This is a genomic window from Azospirillum argentinense (assembly GCF_000632475.1).
GTDB lineage: Bacteria > Pseudomonadota > Alphaproteobacteria > Azospirillales > Azospirillaceae > Azospirillum > Azospirillum baldaniorum.
Genome location: NZ_CP007793.1, coordinates 1,928,605 through 1,946,919 on the forward strand (window position 1 = coordinate 1,928,605; position 18,315 = coordinate 1,946,919).

18 protein-coding genes are annotated in these 18,315 nt (G+C 69.4%); 9 read left to right on the forward strand and 9 right to left on the reverse strand.

Annotated elements, in window-relative coordinates:
- Positions 1-117: 117 nt before the first annotated feature.
- The 4 genes from ABAZ39_RS09200 (at position 118) to ABAZ39_RS09215 (ending at position 4,009) form a co-directional block, all read left to right on the forward strand.
- Positions 118-303, forward strand: a complete 186-nt coding sequence (locus ABAZ39_RS09200; protein ID WP_014239909.1) for a YdcH family protein — start codon at positions 118-120, stop codon at positions 301-303.
- Between the two features lie 162 nt (positions 304-465).
- Positions 466-933, forward strand: a complete 468-nt coding sequence (gene purE, locus ABAZ39_RS09205; protein WP_051140162.1) for a 5-(carboxyamino)imidazole ribonucleotide mutase — start codon at positions 466-468, stop codon at positions 931-933.
- 3 nt (positions 934-936) lie between these two features.
- On the forward strand, positions 937-2,019 hold the full coding sequence (locus tag ABAZ39_RS09210) for a 5-(carboxyamino)imidazole ribonucleotide synthase (protein WP_038528756.1): 1,083 nt from the start codon (positions 937-939) through the stop codon (positions 2,017-2,019).
- A gap of 274 nt (positions 2,020-2,293) precedes the next feature.
- On the forward strand, positions 2,294-4,009 hold the full coding sequence (locus ABAZ39_RS09215) for an EAL domain-containing protein (RefSeq protein WP_051657894.1): 1,716 nt from the start codon (positions 2,294-2,296) through the stop codon (positions 4,007-4,009).
- 66 nt (positions 4,010-4,075) lie between these two features.
- Here ABAZ39_RS09215 and ABAZ39_RS36085 read toward each other — a convergent pair whose 3' ends face one another.
- The 4 genes from ABAZ39_RS36085 to fumC form a co-directional block, all read right to left on the reverse strand.
- A complete protein-coding gene (locus ABAZ39_RS36085; RefSeq protein WP_155903422.1) occupies positions 4,076-4,252 on the reverse strand; it encodes a hypothetical protein in 177 nt (58 codons plus the stop codon).
- Between the two features lie 143 nt (positions 4,253-4,395).
- Positions 4,396-5,109, reverse strand: coding sequence for a DUF599 domain-containing protein (locus ABAZ39_RS09220; protein WP_014239904.1), 714 nt, complete (start codon positions 5,107-5,109; stop codon positions 4,396-4,398).
- Between the two features lie 103 nt (positions 5,110-5,212).
- The gene (locus ABAZ39_RS09225; RefSeq protein ID WP_014239903.1) at positions 5,213-5,416 is read right to left on the reverse strand and encodes a ribbon-helix-helix domain-containing protein; all 204 of its coding nucleotides are present in this window, start codon (positions 5,414-5,416) and stop codon (positions 5,213-5,215) included.
- Between the two features lie 19 nt (positions 5,417-5,435).
- The gene (fumC, locus tag ABAZ39_RS09230; RefSeq protein WP_014239902.1) at positions 5,436-6,836 is read right to left on the reverse strand and encodes a class II fumarate hydratase; all 1,401 of its coding nucleotides are present in this window, start codon (positions 6,834-6,836) and stop codon (positions 5,436-5,438) included.
- A 218-nt stretch (positions 6,837-7,054) separates the two neighbouring features.
- On the opposite strand from fumC, the gene ABAZ39_RS09235 reads away from it, so the two are divergent.
- Together ABAZ39_RS09235 and ABAZ39_RS09240 are read left to right on the forward strand one after the other, a co-directional pair.
- On the forward strand, positions 7,055-7,309 hold the full coding sequence (locus tag ABAZ39_RS09235; protein ID WP_038528759.1) for a hypothetical protein: 255 nt from the start codon (positions 7,055-7,057) through the stop codon (positions 7,307-7,309).
- A 369-nt stretch (positions 7,310-7,678) separates the two neighbouring features.
- Positions 7,679-7,894: a hypothetical protein gene (locus tag ABAZ39_RS09240; RefSeq protein ID WP_038528762.1), complete on the forward strand. Its 216-nt coding sequence runs from the start codon at positions 7,679-7,681 to the stop codon at positions 7,892-7,894.
- Positions 7,895-8,001: 107 nt separating this feature from the next.
- Here the strand turns inward: ABAZ39_RS09240 and ABAZ39_RS09245 are convergent, their stop codons facing one another.
- Entirely contained in the window at positions 8,002-8,493 is a 492-nt protein-coding gene (locus ABAZ39_RS09245; RefSeq protein ID WP_038528764.1) for a GNAT family N-acetyltransferase, read from the reverse strand.
- 98 nt (positions 8,494-8,591) lie between these two features.
- On the opposite strand from ABAZ39_RS09245, the gene ABAZ39_RS32925 reads away from it, so the two are divergent.
- A complete protein-coding gene (locus ABAZ39_RS32925) occupies positions 8,592-9,716 on the forward strand; it encodes a GNAT family N-acetyltransferase (RefSeq protein ID WP_051657895.1) in 1,125 nt (374 codons plus the stop codon).
- 11 nt (positions 9,717-9,727) lie between these two features.
- Here ABAZ39_RS32925 and ABAZ39_RS09260 read toward each other — a convergent pair whose 3' ends face one another.
- Both ABAZ39_RS09260 and ABAZ39_RS09265 read right to left on the reverse strand, forming a co-directional pair.
- The gene (locus ABAZ39_RS09260) at positions 9,728-10,810 is read right to left on the reverse strand and encodes a glycosyltransferase (RefSeq protein ID WP_038528767.1); all 1,083 of its coding nucleotides are present in this window, start codon (positions 10,808-10,810) and stop codon (positions 9,728-9,730) included.
- A 401-nt stretch (positions 10,811-11,211) separates the two neighbouring features.
- On the reverse strand, positions 11,212-12,288 hold the full coding sequence (locus tag ABAZ39_RS09265) for a CgeB family protein (protein WP_038528770.1): 1,077 nt from the start codon (positions 12,286-12,288) through the stop codon (positions 11,212-11,214).
- Between the two features lie 334 nt (positions 12,289-12,622).
- On the opposite strand from ABAZ39_RS09265, the gene ABAZ39_RS37475 reads away from it, so the two are divergent.
- Both ABAZ39_RS37475 and ABAZ39_RS32930 read left to right on the forward strand, forming a co-directional pair.
- Positions 12,623-13,390, forward strand: a complete 768-nt coding sequence (locus ABAZ39_RS37475; RefSeq protein ID WP_038528774.1) for a phage tail protein — start codon at positions 12,623-12,625, stop codon at positions 13,388-13,390.
- Positions 13,391-13,438: 48 nt separating this feature from the next.
- Positions 13,439-14,206 (forward strand): phage tail protein, encoded by a 768-nt coding sequence (locus tag ABAZ39_RS32930; protein WP_051657896.1) that lies wholly within the window; start codon positions 13,439-13,441, stop codon positions 14,204-14,206.
- 51 nt (positions 14,207-14,257) lie between these two features.
- Here ABAZ39_RS32930 and ABAZ39_RS09280 read toward each other — a convergent pair whose 3' ends face one another.
- Both ABAZ39_RS09280 and ABAZ39_RS09285 read right to left on the reverse strand, forming a co-directional pair.
- Positions 14,258-15,565 (reverse strand): hydroxyacid-oxoacid transhydrogenase, encoded by a 1,308-nt coding sequence (locus tag ABAZ39_RS09280; RefSeq protein ID WP_038528777.1) that lies wholly within the window; start codon positions 15,563-15,565, stop codon positions 14,258-14,260.
- Positions 15,566-15,647: 82 nt separating this feature from the next.
- Positions 15,648-18,287, reverse strand: a complete 2,640-nt coding sequence (locus tag ABAZ39_RS09285) for a DUF2339 domain-containing protein (RefSeq protein WP_038528781.1) — start codon at positions 18,285-18,287, stop codon at positions 15,648-15,650.
- Positions 18,288-18,315: the final 28 nt, after the last annotated feature.

The following is an 18,315-nucleotide window of genomic DNA, read 5'->3' on the forward strand; positions in this document are numbered from 1 at the left end:
GGCGACCGGATTATAACCCTGCGAAGAATGCGTGGTTTCGCACTGCCGTTGCGCCGGAAATCTGGTATAGTCCCCGCCGCTCAGCCAGCGGGCCCCGCGCGTATGAACGAACAAGAGATGCTGAAGGAAAAACTGGCCACGCTTCGCAGCGAGCATCGCGACCTCGATGACGTGATCGCCCGACTGCACGAACGTGCGCCGTTCGACCAGCTTCAGATGCAACGTCTGAAGAAGCGCAAACTCGCGCTCAAGGACCAGATCATGGTTCTGGAAAGCCGTATGCTGCCCGACATCATCGCCTGACGCGGCGTTTCGGCGGGGAACATGGCCCGGCGCATCGCGTCGCGCTGGACTCCGCGTGCGCGCTTTCTATAATGCGCCGCTTTCCGGACCTAGAGGAAAGCGCGCGCCGTGTCCGCATCCATCGCCGCCACCACCGACCGCAAGCCGCTGGTCGGCATCATCATGGGCAGCCAGTCGGACTGGACCACCATGAAGCACGCCGCCGAGACGCTGACCGCGCTCGGCGTTCCGCACGAGGTCCGGATCGTCTCCGCCCACCGCACCCCGCAGCGTCTGGTCGAGTACGCGACCACCGCCCGCGAGCGCGGCCTGAAGGTGGTCATCGCCGGTGCCGGCGGCGCCGCCCACCTGCCGGGCATGGCCGCCTCCATGACCCCCCTGCCCGTCTTCGGCGTCCCGGTGGAAAGCCACGCGCTGAAGGGCATGGACAGCCTGCTGTCGATCGTCCAGATGCCCGGCGGCGTTCCGGTGGGCACGCTGGCCATCGGCAAGGCCGGCGCGATCAACGCCGCCTTGCTCGCCGGTTCGGTCATCGCCCTGATGGACCCGGCGGTCGCCGAGGCGCTGGACGCCTGGCGCGCCCGCCAGACCGCCGCCGTCGCCGAGGCCCCCGTCGACGAGCCCGCCTGAACCATGACCCACCGCATCCTTCCGCCCGGCTCGACCATCGGCATGCTCGGCGACGGGCAGCTCGGCCGCATGACCGCGCTCGCCGCCGCCCGGCTGGGCTACAAGACGCACGTCTACGCGCCGGGATCGGAGGGCAGCCCCGGCGCCCAGGTCGCGGCGGCCGTCACCTCCGCCGGCTGGGACGACCTCGACGCGCTGGAAGCCTTCGCCCGCTCCGTCGACGTGGTGACCCTGGAGTGGGAGAACGTCCCGGTCGCCGTAGTCGAGCATCTGAACCGCTTCACCCCCGTCCACCCCGGCGGGAAGGTGCTATCGGTCGCCCAGGACCGGGTGGAGGAAAAGTCCTTCGTCAACGCGCTGGGCATCGGGACCGCCCCCTGGCGTGCCGCCCGAAGCGCCGGCGAAGTCGCGGCGGCGGTGGCGGAGATCGGGCCACGCTGCATCCTGAAATCCACCCGCCTCGGCTATGACGGCAAGGGGCAGGCGCGGATCGAGCCGGGCAGCGACCCGGCGGAAGCCTGGGCGGCCATCGGCTCCGACGCCGGCATCGTGGAGGGCTTCGTCTCCTTCACCTGCGAGGTGTCGGTGATCGTCGCCCGCGGGCTGGACGGCAGCATGGCCGCCTACCCCGCCGTGGAGAACCGGCACAAGGACGGCATCCTCGACAAGACCATCGCCCCGGCCCGCGTTCCGGCGGAGACGGCGGCCGAGGCCGAGCGGGTCGCCCGCCGCATCGCCGAGGCGCTGGACCTCGTCGGCGTGCTGGCGGTTGAGATGTTCGTGACGCCGGACGGCGGCGTGCTGGTCAACGAGATGGCCCCGCGCCCGCACAATTCCGGCCACTGGACCATGGACGCCTGCCATTCCTGCCAGTTCGAGCAGCTCGTCCGCGCCGTCTGCGGCCTGCCGCTCGGCTCGGTGGAGCGGGTGGCCGACGCCGAGATGGAGAATCTGATCGGCGCCGACGCGGACCGCTGGCCGGCGCTGATGGCCGAGCCCGGCGCCCGCCTCCACCTCTACGGCAAGGCGGAGTCCCGGCCGGGCCGCAAGATGGGCCATGTGACCCGGCTCCATCCCCGCACCTGACCCTTCCGGTCGATTCTCCGCTTTCGATCGTCGCTGCGGGCCGTTTCCTGTTCGGAAACGGCCCGCAGTCGTTTTTTTCTCGCGGCGGGTGCGATAATCCGGCGCGGCTCAAAACCATATTTCTCTTTAAATCATTGAAAATTCTAGGTTCCGAATTTTTCTTCGGAACGGTGGGGCAAATCTTGCCGCTTTTTTCAGAACGGGAACACGGCTAGTCTCCATTCAATGAATGGCGCAATTCGATAAATTTTTTCTCAATTTCGGGCTATTGCCGATGCAGCTTGCGCATGACTCGATCAGACGCCCGGTGCCGCAGACCAGCACGCAGGTCCGACGCCCGTCGCACCGCGAGCGCGACCGCTTCGTCGGCTTCGCCTTCGCCGCGGCGGATCTGCTGATCGAGACCGACGCGAAGGGCACCATCCTGTTCAGCGCGGGGGCGCGCTGCCGCCTGACCGAAGGCGACGTGGCGGGCTTGGTCGGCAGCAGCCTGCTCGACGTCGTGGCGCCCAACGACCGCAAGTACGTCACCGTCCTGTTCAAGCGCATCCAGGACAAGGGCCGCATCAAGCCGGCGCGCGTCGTCTTCCAGGGCTGCGACGGCAACCGCTTCCCGGCGCTGCTCGGCGGCTGCCGGCTCGACTCCTGCCCCGGCTCGCTGTTCCTGACCGTGCTGCTGGCTTCCGGCCCGCGCAACACGAACGAGGCGCTGGCCGCCGCCGGCCAGCTTCTCGACGGCAACGCCTTCAGCCACATCCTGGAGGACCGCATCCTCAAGGCGCGGGAGAAGGGGCTGGACAACGCCCTGACCCTGCTGCTGATCGACGGGCTCCAATCGATGGTCGACGCCCTGCCCGAAGGGGCGGCGAGCGAGGTGATGCAGGGAATCGAGGCCTATCTGCGGGCGATCTCCGCCAACGGCGACAGCGCCGGGCAACTGGCCACCGACCGCTACGGCATCGTCCACGCCTCCGACATCGACGGGCAGGAGGTGCAGGACCACATCACCCAGATCATCCAGAGCGTCGGCGGCGAGCTGCCCGGCGGCATCCGCACCTGGTCGCTGGACGTGTCGGACGAGCGGCTGGACCCCGCCGACGCGGCGCGCGCGCTGGTCTACACGGTGCAGGCCTTCGCGTCGGCCCAGGGCGGCGAGTTCACCATCTCCAGCCTGGAGGACGGCGCCAAGCGCATGCTGTCCGACGCGGTGGACCGCATCGGCCGGCTGCGCGCGACCATCGAGAAACGCGACTTCTTCGTGGTCTACCAGCCCATCGTCGATATCGGGACCCGGACCGTCCACCATCTGGAGGCGCTGACGCGGGTGGAGGGCATGCCGTCCCCGGCGGACTTCATCACCTTCGCCGAGGATGTCGGGCTGATCTACGACTTCGACCTGCTGCTGACGCAGTCGGTGCTGGACACCATGCACGCCCACCGCAAGGAACCGACCCTGCCGGACGTGGCGATCAACCTGTCCGCCAAGACGCTGATGAGCCCGATCTTCCTGCGCCAGTTCCTGGCGGTGACCGAGCCCTATGGCGAACTGGCCCGCAAGCTGCTGGTCGAGGTGACGGAGACCGTCGTCGTCACCGACATCGCCAAGCTGAACGAGGTCCTGCAGAAGCTGCGCGCCGCCGGGTTCCGCATCTGCCTGGACGACGTCGGGGCCGGTTCGACCTCCTTCCAGTCGCTCTACGGCATCCAGGCCGATTTCGCCAAGATCGACGGGCATTTCGTCCGCGGCGCCGTGAACAACGGGCGGGACATGGCAATGCTGCGCTCCATCGTCGATGTGTGCGGCCAGCTCGGCCTCGGGCTGATCGGGGAGCAGGTGGAGGGGCCGGAGCACGCGCAGCTCCTGACGGAGCTGGGGGTGCCGCTGGCGCAGGGCTATCTCTACAGCCGCCCATCCCGCGACTTCGCCTATTTCGCGAAGGATTGGGCGAAGATGGCCGGCACGGGCGGCAAGGTCCTCAGGAAGGGCTGATGTGCGGCGGGAAGCGGCCGCTCCCGTACCTCGTCAAACCGGCATCAGGCCAGCATCGGGCCAGCGTCAGGCCAGTTCGTGCGCGGCATCGATGCAGTGGCGGGCCTGATCGAGCAGCTCGCGGTTGCGGTCCATGAACTCCTTGGCGGCGCCGCAGGCTCCCGGATGCAGCCGGACTTCCGCCAGGAGCCGTTCCGCCTCGTCCAGCGAATTCAAGACCGATACCGCTGTGTCGATGTCCATGGCCAACCCCCTCAAGCGCGGCGTGCTGCACCGCACGCGTTCATCAGGCGGCTATGACAAAAGCATTGATTTGCGCTGCAGCGTATTGGCCATAACGTCGCAGATTTAGAACATTTTAACATATTTATCGCCAAAAACGTGCATCATGGCCGTTTGCGTTTCTCCAGCGCATCCGCCTGTACGCGGATGACCTTCTCCGTCGCGGAGAAGCCCTGCCGGCGGGTCAGGACGACAATGACCGCCGCGGTGGACACCATGAAGAACCAAGGGCCGAGCATCCAGGCCAGCGCCGCCATGGCGAAGTAATAGGCGCGCATGCCGCCGTTCAGCGCCTTGACGGCCAGCGTCATGGCGGCGGCGATGCTGTCCGCCATCGCGGTCTTCTCCTCCGCCGGGACCGGTGGCAACGGGGCGGAGCCGATCAGGGCGCAGCAGTAATTGTACTGACGCAGCGCCCAGGTGAATTTGAAGAAGCCGAAGGTGAAGATCGCCACGAGCAGCAGCATCTTCAGCTCGAAGAACTCGCGCGTGGTCTGCACCGTGAAGGACAGCGTGCCGACCAGCTTGTGGGCGTTCTCCACCGCGCCGAAGGCGCCGACCAGACCGGCCAGCACCAGCATGTTCGTGCTGGCGAAGAAGGTGCAGCTCTGCATCGTGTGGCCGACGAGCTGTGAATCCATGATGCGGTTGTCGCGCTCCAGCATCCGCTCCATCCAGTGGCGGCGCACCTTCTTCAGATGCTGGTTGACGACCATGCGCCCGCCCAGCATGTGGTCCTGGATCAGCGTGAAGCCCGCCCAGCAGGCGAGGAACCACAGGAAGGCAACGGTGTCGAGGACGGTGATATCGGGCGTCACGGGCGGACACTCTGGCACGGGGGAAAGGGGACGGTCCGGCGCAAGGGTGTAGCCGTCCCCCCGCCGCCTGTCCAGGGGCGCCCCGGCGAGGGTTTCGGGTCCCCTACCCCCGCCCCTGCACCGCGTTCAGCACATGGACGCGGATCGCGCTCGACAGGTTGCCGCTGCGGGTCGAATCGATCTCCTCGATCAGCGCGTTGACCGACATGCCCCGCGCCTGCGCAAGGCCCTTCAGCGCCTCCCAGAATTCCTCTTCCAGGGAGACGCTGGTCGGGTGCCCGGCGATGAGGACGGAGCGCTTCTTCATGGATGGCGCGCAGCCCCGCTCACCGGGGCTTCACCATGGTTTCCGGCTTGACCCACTGATCGAACTGCTCCTCGGTCAGCAGGCCCAGCGCCACGCCGGCCTGTTTCAGGGTCGTTCCCTCCTTGTGGGCCTTCTTGGCGATCTTCGCCGCGTTGTCGTAGCCGATGTGCGGGTTCAGCGCTGTGACCAGCATCAGGCTCTCGTTCAGCAACTGGCCGATCCGCTCGCGGTTCGCCTCGATGCCGACCACCGCGTTGTCGGTGAAGCTGTTGCAGGCGTCGGCCAGCAGCCGGATCGACTGGAGGACGTTGTAGGCGATCACCGGCTTGAAAACGTTCAGCTCGAAATGGCCGGTGGCGCCGGCGATGCTGACGGTGGTCTGGTTGCCCATCACTTGGGCGCAGACCATGGTCATCGCCTCCGACTGGGTGGGGTTCACCTTGCCGGGCATGATGGAGGAGCCGGGCTCGTTCTCCGGCAGCGCGATCTCCCCGATGCCGCAGCGCGGGCCGGAGCCGAGCAGACGGATGTCGTTGGCGATCTTCATCAGCGACACCGCCAGCGTGTTCAGGCTGCCGTGGGCGTCGACCAGCGCGTCGTGGGTCGCCAGCGCCTCGAACTTGTTCTCGGCTGTGACGAAGGGCAGCCCGGTGATCGACGCCACCTCCGCGGCAAAGGCTTCGGCGAAGCCGGTCTTGGCGTTGAGCCCGGTGCCAACCGCCGTGCCCCCCTGGGCCAGCCGGTAGAGCTGCGGCAGCGACGCCTTCACCCGCTCGATCCCGTAGGCGATCTGGGCGGCGTAGCCGGAGAACTCCTGCCCCAGGGTCAGCGGCGTGGCGTCCTGGAGGTGGGTGCGCCCGATCTTCACAATGTCGGCGAACTCCGCCGCCTTCGCCGCCAGCGCCGCGTGCAGGTGCTCCAGCGCCGGCAGAAGCTCGTGGTGGATCTGCTCGGCCGCGGCGATGTGCATGGCGGTGGGGAAGCTGTCGTTGGACGACTGCCCCATGTTGACGTGGTCGTTGGGGTGGACCGGCTTCTTCGACCCCATCTCGCCGCCCAGCGCCTCGATGGCGCGGTTGGAGATGACCTCGTTCGCGTTCATGTTGGTCTGGGTGCCGGAGCCGGTTTGCCAGACCACCAACGGGAAATGATCGGCCAGCGTGCCGTCGATCACCTCCTCCGCCGCCTCGACGATGGCGCGGCCCAGCCGGGGGTCGAGCACCTCCAGCGCCATGTTGGCGAGCGCCGACGCCTTCTTCTGGATGCCGAGCGCGCGCACCAGCGCCGGCGGCATGCGCTCACCGCCGATGCGGAAGTTGCGCAGCGAGCGCTGCGTCTGGGCGCCCCAGTAACGGTCGGCGGCAACCTCGATCGGTCCGAAGCTGTCGGTTTCGGTGCGCATCCCGGTCTTGCCGGTCATGGTCAGGTCCTCGTCGGTTCGAACATCGTTCCGGTCAGCGAATTTTTTCCCGAATCGCCCGCCGGGCAAGGGGAATCAACGCGGAATCCCCTTTGGGCAAGGGTCCGGCCGAATTTGTTCTTGTTGCGTTCCGTTTCCTGCGTTACCGTTTCTGCGTGACCGGCCCCGCCGCCCTATCCCCCCATCCCGTTGCCCCTCTCCAGCCCTGGGAGATTCGAATGAGCGATTTCGCCATGGACCATGTCCGCGCCTTCATCGCCAAGACCCGCGTCGCCGAGATGACGGCGAAGGGCTGGCGCGTGGTCGGCCCCGGCGAGGAAGGCTCCCTGCTGATGGAAGGGCCGCAGCTTGGCGGCGCGCCGGTGCGCCTGTCGGCCTTGGTCAACGATCTGTTCGACGATCTGGTCGCCCAGGCGCTGGAGCGCGCCGACCGCATCGACCACGCCGCGGCCCGGCTGCCGCGCGCCGCGTAAGGAGCTACGCCCGGCGCACCGGGCCCCGCAAAGGATGTACTCCGCCCGGCGGGACGGCCTGTTAACACCCCGCCGCGGCGGCTTAAGGCTTGCGGACGCCACCGTTAAGGCTCCGCCTCCCTCCCGCCTATGACGGTCCGGCCGCTACGACCTTCGCCGGAAGTCCTTGAAAAGTCTCACAGCCTCAGAAAAGCGTCCGTTCATTTCAAGAAAAGTGGTAATCCTTCCGGGTAAAATCTCCCTATATTTGTCGGTCGCGGGATTACCCCTCAAGACACCAGCCCCGCGGAGCCCCCGTTAGTAAGTCGTTAACCGGGACATGGCCAAATAGAGACATCACGAACACACAAGACAAAACGGAGTTTTAAAATGCTGATCGCCACCACCACCGAACAGATTACCTCGTCCTCTCGCGTTCACATCGCCCTGGTCGATGAGTTCATCCAGCTGGCGCAGAACCGGATCGACGGCCAGAACGACCCCTTCGTCCGCGAAAGCCTCGCCGACCTGCTGTCCACCCTGCGCGAGGAGCGGTCCGGCTACCTGGACCTGCTGAACGCCGCGATGCTGGCCAAGGCCGCCTGAGGGTTCCGCAGGACCAAGGCATAAGTACCGCGTGGTGGCGATGAGGTCGGGGCCGTCAACAAGCCCCGACCGTCAGCCCACCGGAACCGTCAGATACCGACGTTCCCTCAAGCCTCATCCGCCTGCGCGGCCAGTGCCGCGATCGCATCGCCGGTGAGACGGTAGGGAAGCCACTCCTCCATCTGTTTGAAGCCGATGCGCAGATAGAAATCGCGCGCCGGGTTCCAGTGCAGCACATTCAGGTCGACACGGCGGCAGCCCCGCTCGTCCGCCAGTTTCGCCACCGTCGCCAGCAGCTTGCGGCCCACGCCATAGCGCCGCGCTTCCGGGGTGACGTAGAGATCCTCTACGAACAGACCGGCCCGCCCTTCCCAGGTGGAATAGTTGCGGAAGCACAGCGCGAAGCCGACGGGCTCCCCGTCCAGTTCGGCGATCAGCGCCTCGAACACCGGACGCTCGCCCCAGCCGTCTCGCCGGAAGTCCGCCTCGCTCGCCTTCACGGCGTGGGGTTCGTTTTCGAATTCGGCGAGTTCCCGGACGAAGCGGAGAATGGTCGGGCAATCGGCCTCGATGGCCGGACGGACGGTCACGGTGGGCATGGCAACTCCAGGTCTCACGATGGCGCGACGATAGCCGCGCCGGCCATACGGCAACAACCGCTTTGCCATTGCCCCTGGGCGGGCCTAGGCTGCGCGCCATGCGGGACATCCAGACCATCGGCCAGACCATCGGCAGCTTTTCCATCCGCGAAGCCCGGCCCGGCGAGCGCCACGCCCTGCTGGCCCTGGTCGCGCGGATCGACGCGGAAAGCGATTTCCTCCTGCGCGAGCCCGGCGAGCGGCCCTTCTGGGCGCGCGACCTCACCGCCTTGCAGGCGTCCGGCAACTCGACCATCTTCGTCGCCGAGACCGCCGGCAACCGTCCCGCGGATCTCGTCGGCTATCTCAGCGCCCATGGCGGGCGGTTCCGCCGCAACCGCGGTGCGGTAACCCTGGCGGTCGGGGTGCGGCGCGACTGGAACGGACGCGGCGTCGCCACCGCGCTGTTCGCCGCGGCGGAGAGCTGGGCGCGGCGGACCGGCGCGCACCGGCTGGAACTCACCGTGGCCGAAAGCAACAGCCGCGCCCTGTCCCTTTACGAACGGCTCGGCTTCCTCGACGAGGGGCTGATGCGCGACGTCCTGCGCGTCAACGGCGCGTGGCGCAGCGAGCGGCTGATGGGCAAGATCATCGGGGCGGAGGGCATTCCGGAATGGCCCGCTCCGGCCCTCGGCCCGACCATCGAGGCGCCACGCCAAGAGCGGATCGGACGGCTGGAGATCCGTCCCGCTCTGCCGGCGGACGCCGCCGCCTACCTCGCCTACGACCACGCGGTGCGGAGCGAAACCCACTTCCTGATGCGCAGCGCCGCCGAATCCCTGCCGGACGTCGCGGCGGCCCGGCGCTTCCTCGCCGAACAGAGGATCGGCGACCGGACGGCCACCCTGCTGGCGATCGCCGACGGGACCATCGCCGGGTCGCTGTCGCTGTGGACCGGCGCCTACGCCCGCACCGCGCACGAGGCCGGCCTGGGGCTGGCGGTGCGCCGGGACTTCTGGGCGCTGGGCGTCGGCGGACGCCTGATCGCCGCGGCGGACCTCTGGGTGCGGGCGCGGCGGCTGCACCGGCTGTCGCTCTGGGTGTTCGGCCACAACGGCCGCGCCCGGCGCTTCTACGCCAAGCACGGCTTCCAGGAGGAGGCGGCGGCCCGCCGTCACAGCCTGATCGACGGGCGGCTGGCCGACCAGCTGTCGATGGCCAAGCTCTATGGAGCCAAGCCGTAAAGGAAGGGGCGCTACGCCACCCCCGCCGCTGCCGCCGTCCCTCCCGCGACCAGTTCCTCGAAGCGCGCCAGATAGCGTTCCGTCATGCCGTCCAGCGAGTAGCGGGCGCGGGCGACGGCGCGGCAGGCGTCGGGGTCCAAGCCTTCGCAGTCCTCGATGGCGCGGGCCATCTCCTCGGCGTCCTTGACCAGAAAGCCGGTGACGCCCGGTTCCACGAGGTCGGCCAGGGCTCCGGTCGGGAAGGCCACCACCGGGGTGCCGCAGGCCAGCGCCTCCAGCGCCGCGACGGGGGTCGGCTCCGACATCAGGCTGGGCGCCAGCAGGCAGCGCGCCGCCCCCAGCATCCAGCGCTTGCGCCCGAAGCCGATCCGCCCGAGGAAGCGGCGCTTGGGGTCAAGCCTGGGCCGGATCTCCTCCTGAAGGTAGCGCTGCTCCTCCGCGCCGCGGGACAGGCCGCCGCAGAGAAGAAGCTGCATGTCGATCTGCCGCGCCGCGTCCAGCGCGATGTGGAAGCCCATCTCCGGCTCGATGTCGCCCAGGCAGACGGCGAAGCGGCGCTTCGGCACGCGGATGTGCAGGCGGTCCACCGCCACCCCGATCTCCAGCGGCGGCAGGAAGGTCAGCCCCGGCGAGGCCCCGCGCACCTGGGCGGCGGACACCGGCTGGAGATGCAGCTTCGCCCGCCGCGACATCAGGGCCTCCGGCCGGTAGCGGTCCAGCGGCTCGTAAAGCGTCGCCAGGACCGGCACGTCCTGCGGCGGCAGCAGGGCGTCGAAGTCCCGGACATGGATGTGGACGAGGTCGGGTGCGTGGTCCTCCACCGCTCCGGCGACCACGGTGGCGACGCGCCTCAGAACGGCGGCCTGCGCCCGCTCGTCCGGCGCCTGCCCATGCGCCCCGCCATGGACGCGCGCCAGCGGGATCAGCGTTCCCGCCACCGCCGAATCCTCCGGCGCGATGACGACCGAGCGGTGCCCGGCGCGGACCAGGGCGGCGTCGATGGCGCCGGCCACCTGCTCCGCCGTGCCGTCGTTCTCCGGGTCGGCGCCGACCGGGGCGAAGGGCGACGCCACGGTGAGGATGGTCAATGCCATCGCGCCACCTCCGGAAAACGAAGGCCCGAAGGGACGCCGACGCTGGGGTGACGTTTTCCAGCCGGCCTGTTGCTACGCATCACCGCTTCGTTCATCCCATGTCCCTGTGGTGTTATTCATTGGAACTTATTGTCTGACGCACGCTCTTCTTTCTCTCCGTCCTCTTGACGGCCCGGAGAACAGCCGGAATCGGGACAGTCCTGTTGCCATAGCCCCCTCCTTGTTTTCTACGAAAACGGGCTTCGGGTAACCGGGGTATTGGAAGTGGATCGACTCGCGGAAGGGATAGCCGTCCTGCACCGGGTTGCCGACCTCGGAACCGGGAACCCGACCGGACGGCCAGAGCGCCCAGGGCGGCTTACTTCCAACAGAAACAATCCGGGCAACCGGGGAACGTCGGATCAATCATCGCCGCCCCCCTTGATGTCGAGGATGGAGCGCAACTCCCGCACGCGCCGTTCCGCCGTGTGTTCCTCCAGAACGCGCGACCGCGCGCGCTGGGCCAGCGTGGCCAGGTGGCCGCGCGGCAGCATCAGCGCCGTGGTCACGTCGTCGGTTTCCCGCGCGACCAGGATGTCGCGCCCCGGCTCGAAAAAGGCGCCGATCCCCTCCCATTCGTCGGAGATCACCGGAACGCCGCAGGCCGCCGCCTCGAACAGCCGGACGGACGGGCACCAGCCCATCGCCTTCAGGGGTTGGCGCGTCACGTTCAGCGTCAGGGTGGAGGAGCAGAAGAAGGCCGCGTGCTCCGCCGGCGGCAGATGTCGGACGCGCTGGATGTTGGGTCCCCAGGACGCGTCGTCCGGATAGCCGCCGCCGGCCAGGACGAAGCGCCGCCTTCCCAGCCGCCGGGCCGGCTCGATGAACAGCGCCTCCAGCGCCGCCCGCCGGTCCTCGACCCAGGCGCCGAGGTGGCAGAGGTCGCCGAGATAGCGCCGCACCGGATCGGCGGGACGGTGCAGGTCCGGGTCGACCCAGGCGTAGAGCGGCGCCACGAACCGCGCGCCCAATTGCGTCTTCAGCGCCTCCAGCGCCTGCCCGCCGGTGCTGCTCAGCACGGTGTCGAATCCGCCCAGCCCCTCCGGCGGCAGATAGGCCGGCCGCTCCCCCGTTTCGGAGCGGGACAGGGTGATGTGCGTGTCGAGGTCGTAATAGACCGTGCGCTGCGCCGTCGACCCCAGCACGAGGTGGGAGGCCGCCGCCCCGTCCGCACAACCGGAGGTCACCATCGCGACGTCCGCCTCGTCGGCGTGACGCTGCGCCGCCTCCGCCACATCCTCCCAGCGGTCGTAGAGCAGAAGCTCCCCGCCGGGGATGTCCCACAGGTCGCGGTGCTCCGCCCGTTCGGGCGTGTCGCGCTCCAGGAAGACGACACGATTGCCCCGCCGCGCCAAGGCCTTGACCAGCCCCCGCCACAGGGTGGCGTGCCCGTTGCCCCAGGAGGAGCTGATGGATTGTCCGAAGATGATGATTTTCATGATGTTGGCGCCATGCCTCCGCCCCCGAGCCTCCATCCCGATGGCCCTTACGGAACAACGTGCCCCGTCCGATCGTGTTCCGGACGCCGGACCCGCGCGGAGGGGGTGCCCCAGGGGGCCGCCGTCCGGCCGACCGGCCGCTCTTCTGCCGACACTGCACGCTTTGCGTGTCGATTACAGAACAGACCCAACTATGAATAAATTTGTATAAAAATGTCGTTTAACCACCCAAGAGGGTTATGAGATAATAAATTCGTGAAAAAAGAAAATCATTCACTTGTGTGACAACCAGTCGTCAAAACTCAAAAAACAATCCCAACGCGAAGGACACATCATGCGCAAGGCTCTTTTCACCGCCGCGCTTGCGATGGCAAGCGGGATGGCTCTGTTCAGCAACCCCGCCGCTGCCTGCAACGACGAGGCGTACATCGGCACCGTCTGCACCTTCGCGTTCGACTGGTGCCCCCGCAATTACATCCCGGCCGATGGCCGGACGCTGGCGGTCCGCGAATATCAGGCTCTCTTCTCCCTGGTCGGCTACCGCTACGGCGGCAACAACGCGGACATCTTCGGCATCCCCGACCTGCGCGGCCGCGCCGCCATCGGGTCCGGCACCGGCCCCGGTCTGGCGAATGTCGCCATCGGCGCCAAGGTCGGCCAGCAGGAGCTTCTGCTGTCGGCGGCCCAGGTGCCGCTGCAGCCGCACACCCACACCGCCACCTTCACCGGCACCGGCGGCGGTTCGGGCGGCTCGACCACCGTTCCCTTCACCGGCACCGTCAGCGTTCCCGTCACCAACGGCGGCACCCCGGTGTCGGCCCCGGCCTCGGGCACCGTCTACCTCGGCGACACCTCGATCGACGACGGCGGCGCCGGCATGACCCTGAAGGGACCGTACAACACCAGCGGCCCAGGCACCGGCGCCAAGGTGGCCGGCACGGCCAGCGGCTCCATCACGGTTCCCAACACCGGCATTACCGGTGGGACCGTGGCGGTCGCCCCCGCGTCGGCCGGCGCCACCCAGAAGGTCTCCACCCAGTCCCCGGCGATCGGACAGACCGTCTGCATCGTCGCCAACGGCCTCTACCCGAACCGTCCGTAACGGATCGCGGACCCGGAATCCGAACCCTTCCAACGCCGAGGACCCACCATGCGCAAGATTCTCCTCTCCGCCGCCTTTGCGATGACCGGCGGCCTGGCCCTGTTCAGCACCCCCGCCGCCGCCTGCAACGTGGAGCCCTACATCGGCACCATCTGCACCTACTCGTTCGACTGGTGCCCGCAGGGCTATGTGGTGGCCGACGGCCGCACGCTGGCGGTCCGCGAGAACCAGGCGTTGTTCGCCCTGATCGGTTACCGCTACGGCGGCAACAACGCGGATCTCTTCGGCATCCCCGACCTGCGCGGCCGCGCCGCCATCGGGTCCGGCACCGGCCCCGGGCTGGCGAACATCGCCATCGGCGCCAAGGTCGGCCAGCAGGAGCTTCTGCTGTCGGCGGCCCAGGTGCCGCTGCAGCCGCACACCCACACCGCCACCTTCACCGGCACCGGCGGCGGTTCGGGCGGCTCGACCACCGTTCCCTTCACCGGCGATGTCAGCCTTCCCGTCACCAACGGCGGCACCCCGGTGTCGGCCCCGACCTCGGGCACCGTCTACCTCGGTGAGACCTCGCTCGACGACGGCGGCGCCGGCGTCACCCTGAAGGGACCGTACAACACCAGCGGCCCGGGCACGGGCGCCAAGGTCGCCGGCACGGCCAGCGGCTCCATCACGGTTCCCAACACCGGCATCACCGGCGGCACCGTGGCGGTCGCGCCCGCCTCGGCCGGCGCCACCCAGAAGGTCTCCACCCAGTCCCCGGCCATCGGGCAGACCGTCTGCATCGCCACCGTCGGCCTCTATCCGAACCGTCCGTAACACCGGTACGGGCGGCCTCTTCCCACAGGAAGGGGCCGCCCGCTGGTGCGCTCACCAGTAGGTCATGGCGTCGGCGTAGAGCCCGCGCAGGTCCTCCTCCGTCACCGGACGGGGCGCGATGGTCAGCAGCCGTTGCTGCGCCATCGCGCCGCGCACCAGATCCGGGATGTCCGCCGCGCCGTAGCCGAGCGCCGACAGGCCGTTGGGCAAATGGGTGGCGCGCATCATGGCGATCAGCCGGGCGGCCAGAACGGCACCGCCATCCGCGGGCGACACGTCGCGGACCTCCGCCCCCAGCGCCTCGGCGGCGCGGAGATGGCGCTCGGGCTCGGCGGAGCCGGTGAAGCGGAAGGCGGCCGGCGCGTTCAGCACCACCGAGATGCCGTGCGGCACCATCGGGTTGGCCTTCTCGTAGCCGCGCGCCGTGAAGCGGTGGTTCATCCCGGCGACGGAATAGGACATGGCGTGCGGGATGTGCACGCCCGCGTTGCCAAAGGCCAGCCCGGCCAAAGTCGCCGCGAACATCAGGGCGTCGCGCGCCTCCTCGTCCGCCGTGTCGTTGACGGCGCGCTCCAGATACTGCCCGCCGAGCCGGATCGCCTGCAGGCTGCCGATGTCCGACCAGGGGTTGGCGCCCTGGTAGGGAGGACGCGGGTTGGCCGCGTCGGGCTTCGGGCGGGAGCGGTAAGAGCGCGCGGTGTGGCTCTCGATGGCGTGGGTCAGCACGTCGAAGCCGGTGGAGGCGATGACGCCGGGCGGCAGGCTGTCGATGGTGGCCGGGTCGACCAGCGCCAGATTGGGACGCAGGTAGCGGGAGGAGATGCCGGTCTTCACCCGCATCTCCACATGGTCGAAAATGGCGACGCCGGTCGTCTCGCTGCCGGTGCCGCAGGTCGTCGGGCAAGCGATGTGAGGCTTCACCGGGCCGGGCACCGGACGCCCCTCGCCCAGCGGCTTGTTGACGTAGGCGAGGAAGTCCGCCGGGTGGGTGGCGTAGAGGTTGGCCGCCTTGGCCGTGTCGATCACCGACCCGCCGCCGACCGAGACATAGCCGTCGAACCGGCCGTCACGGGCGAAGTCCGCCGCCTCCAGGAAGGACGCGCTGGTCGGCTCCACCGCGCAGCGGTCGTAGACGGCGACGTCCAGCCCGGTCGCCTTCAGCGAGTCCAGCGCCGCCGCGAAGGGCGCGATCCCGGCCACATGGGGATCGGTGAACAGGGCCACCCGGCGCATGCCCATGGCCTTGGCATCGTTCCCCGCCTCCGCCAGCATGCCGCGGCCGAACTTCATCGACGCGGCCTCCACCGTGAAGCCGCTGTCACCGTTGGGCAGGATGGGATGGGCGATGGGGTTGGTCATGGTTGCGGGCCTCCCTGGCTTTTCTGTGTTCGTTTCCACCATCGGAGCGCGAGAGGGGCCGCCTGTCAACCCGACCGTTCGCTCAGGCGACTGTTTGCCCTCCCTGCGGCGCAGTGCCCTGGAGCCGGCGGTAGAGATAGCCGACGCCGATCAGGCTCAGCCCCAGCCCGAGGAAGGAGGCGACGCGGTAGAGCCCGCCCAGCTCGGCCATGTCGCTGAGGAAGACCTTGGCGACCACCGCCAGGATCAGCGCCATCGCGGCGTGGCGCAGCCAGCCCAGCCGGTACCGCAGGGCGGCCACCAGCATCAGCACCGCCGCCACCAGGAAGCCGGCGGAATAGCCGTACCATTCGGCGTCCGGCAGGTCCGGGCCGGAGAGCACCGGCCCCTGGAAGGCGTGGCGGATCTCCAGCGCCAAATTCGTGCCGAGCAGAACCAGAGGCAGCAGCGCGACCCACGGGCGCAGGCGGGCCGGCAGCGGCTCCACCCATAGGAACAGCAGCCCGAGCAGGGCCGGAAGCCCATAGGCGAGCAGCAGCGTGTTCGCCACCGGCCACGCGCCCACCGCCTCGTCGCTCCACAGCGGGTTCAGGGCGACGAGATGCAGCGCCGCCGCCTGGACCGCCGCCAGCCCGGCCAGAATGCGCCGCCCCCACACCGCCACGGGCCGCGTCCGCCAACGCCGCCCCGTCGCCAGCAGCAGGGCCAGCGCCAGCCAGACCAGCGTGTGCAGCGCCACCTCGCGCAGCGTGTCGGGCGGCTCGTCCAGCGTGCCGCGGGTCAGCGCCTGGATGCCGAGCGACAGCAGCAGCGTGACGAAGGCCAACCCGCCAGCCTCCAGCAGCGCGACCACCCCGTCGTCGCCCTTGCCGTCCGGCGCGGAGCGCAGCCAATGGGCGGCCAGGAAGAAGCCCGCCGCCGGCAGGCCGTAACCGTAGACGATCCAGCCGAGCCCGTCCTCCCCATACTCCAGCACGGACGGATTCAGTGCCAGCCGGACCAGGACGGCGCCCGCCACCAGCAGGATCACCGCGCGCAGCGAGCGCAGCCCCATGCGCCGCTCCAGCCACGCCAGCACCGGCACCTGCGCGGCCAGCGCCACGGTCAGCCACGCCTCGCGCAGCATCATGACCGCGCCGAGGCTGAGCGCCCCGGCGGCCCCGGCGGCGAAGGCGGCCAGCCCCAGACTGACACCCGGCTGGTGGCGGTGGCGGGCCAGCGGGCCGGTTCCGGCGACCAACAGCGCCGCCAGCGCCAGGCTTGCCACCGGCCACAGCGTGTCGGCCTGCGGCGGGTCCAGCCGCCAATAGGCGAGCGCCAGAAGCACCACCGGCATCCAGGCCGCCAGCGACGACCACAGCGCCGCCCGCGCCGACCGCCACAGGGCGATGAAGCCACACATCCCGTACAGCAGGGCGAAGCCGCCCACCGCCCAGAGGAACCGCCCGGACTGGAACGGCAACTCCGAACCGGGCGATGGCACGATGGGGTGCCCGTCGGCGGTGACGGCGGGGGGCGGCAGAGGCCAGCGCGGCACCGTCCAGCCGGCGAAGGCGAGCAGAACCGCCAGCGCGCCGATCCAGGCGACGCCGGCGATCCGCTCGATCCGCCGTCCCGCCGCGACGCAGAGCAGCCCGAACAGGGCGAGCATCACCAGCGATCCGCCGCGGTGCCCATCCACGGTGACGAGCATCGCCATCAGCAGCCCCAGCACCGCCACCGCCGCCACGGCCAGACGGTCGGCGCGCGGGCGTCCCCTCCAGCGCAGCATGTCGAACAGTGTGGTGCGCGGCATCGCCTCGACCGACCCGGCCAGCAGGGCGGGCATCAGGAACAGCCCGGCGGTCAGCAGCAGGTAGATCCCGACCGGCAGGGCGTCGCCGGGGTTCCAGCCGCCGACGTACCAGACCGGCACCCAGCCCGCCGCCCCGACCAGCGTGCCCAGCCCCAGCCAGCGCCAGCCGCGCCACAGCACCACCGTCATGCCGGCGCCCGACAGAGCCAGCAGATAGGCGAACAGCCCCCAGGCCGATCCGCCGATGGACGAGACCAGCAGCGGCGTCGCGAAGCCGCCGAGCAGCCCCAGCGCCGCGATGTAGGGTCCCTGGAGCAGCGACAGCGCCATGCCCAGCGCCGCCAGCCCGCCGAGCAGCGCGAAGGCCAGCGGCGGGGCGAACAGGTCGTAGAGCACATATCCGCCATAGACGCTGGCGAAGCCGGTGAACAGCCCGGCCGCGGTCAGGGCCGGCGGCACCGGATCGCGCCCTCCCGCCTCCGCTCCTCCGCCGCGCTGCCGCAGCCATTCACCGCCGACCATCAGCGCCGCGGCGGAGAGCAGGCCGAGCGCGACGCGCACGCTGGGGCCGAGCCAGCCCTGCTCGATCGACATCTTGATGAAGAAGGCCGCCGCGAGGGCGACCGTGGCCCCGCCAAGCCAGATCAGCCAGCGACCGGCCAGCGCGTCCTCCAGCCGGTTCCACACCGACAGCGGGGGTGGCGAGGGCTCCGGCGGCGGTTGAATCGGCAGCTCCGGCGGAGCCTCCACCATGACGGCGGTGTCCGCGACGGGAGCCTCGACCGGCGCGGCGTCGACCGCCGCCGGCCCCTGCACCCGCTCCAGCGCCTGCCGCAGCCGGGCGATCTCGCGCTCCTGCGCCGTCAGCCGGCGGTTGAACCGGTGGGCGACGATGGCCCCGATCAGCACCAGAAGAATGACGTCCATGCCCGACCGTCCCGGCTGCGCTTGCGTT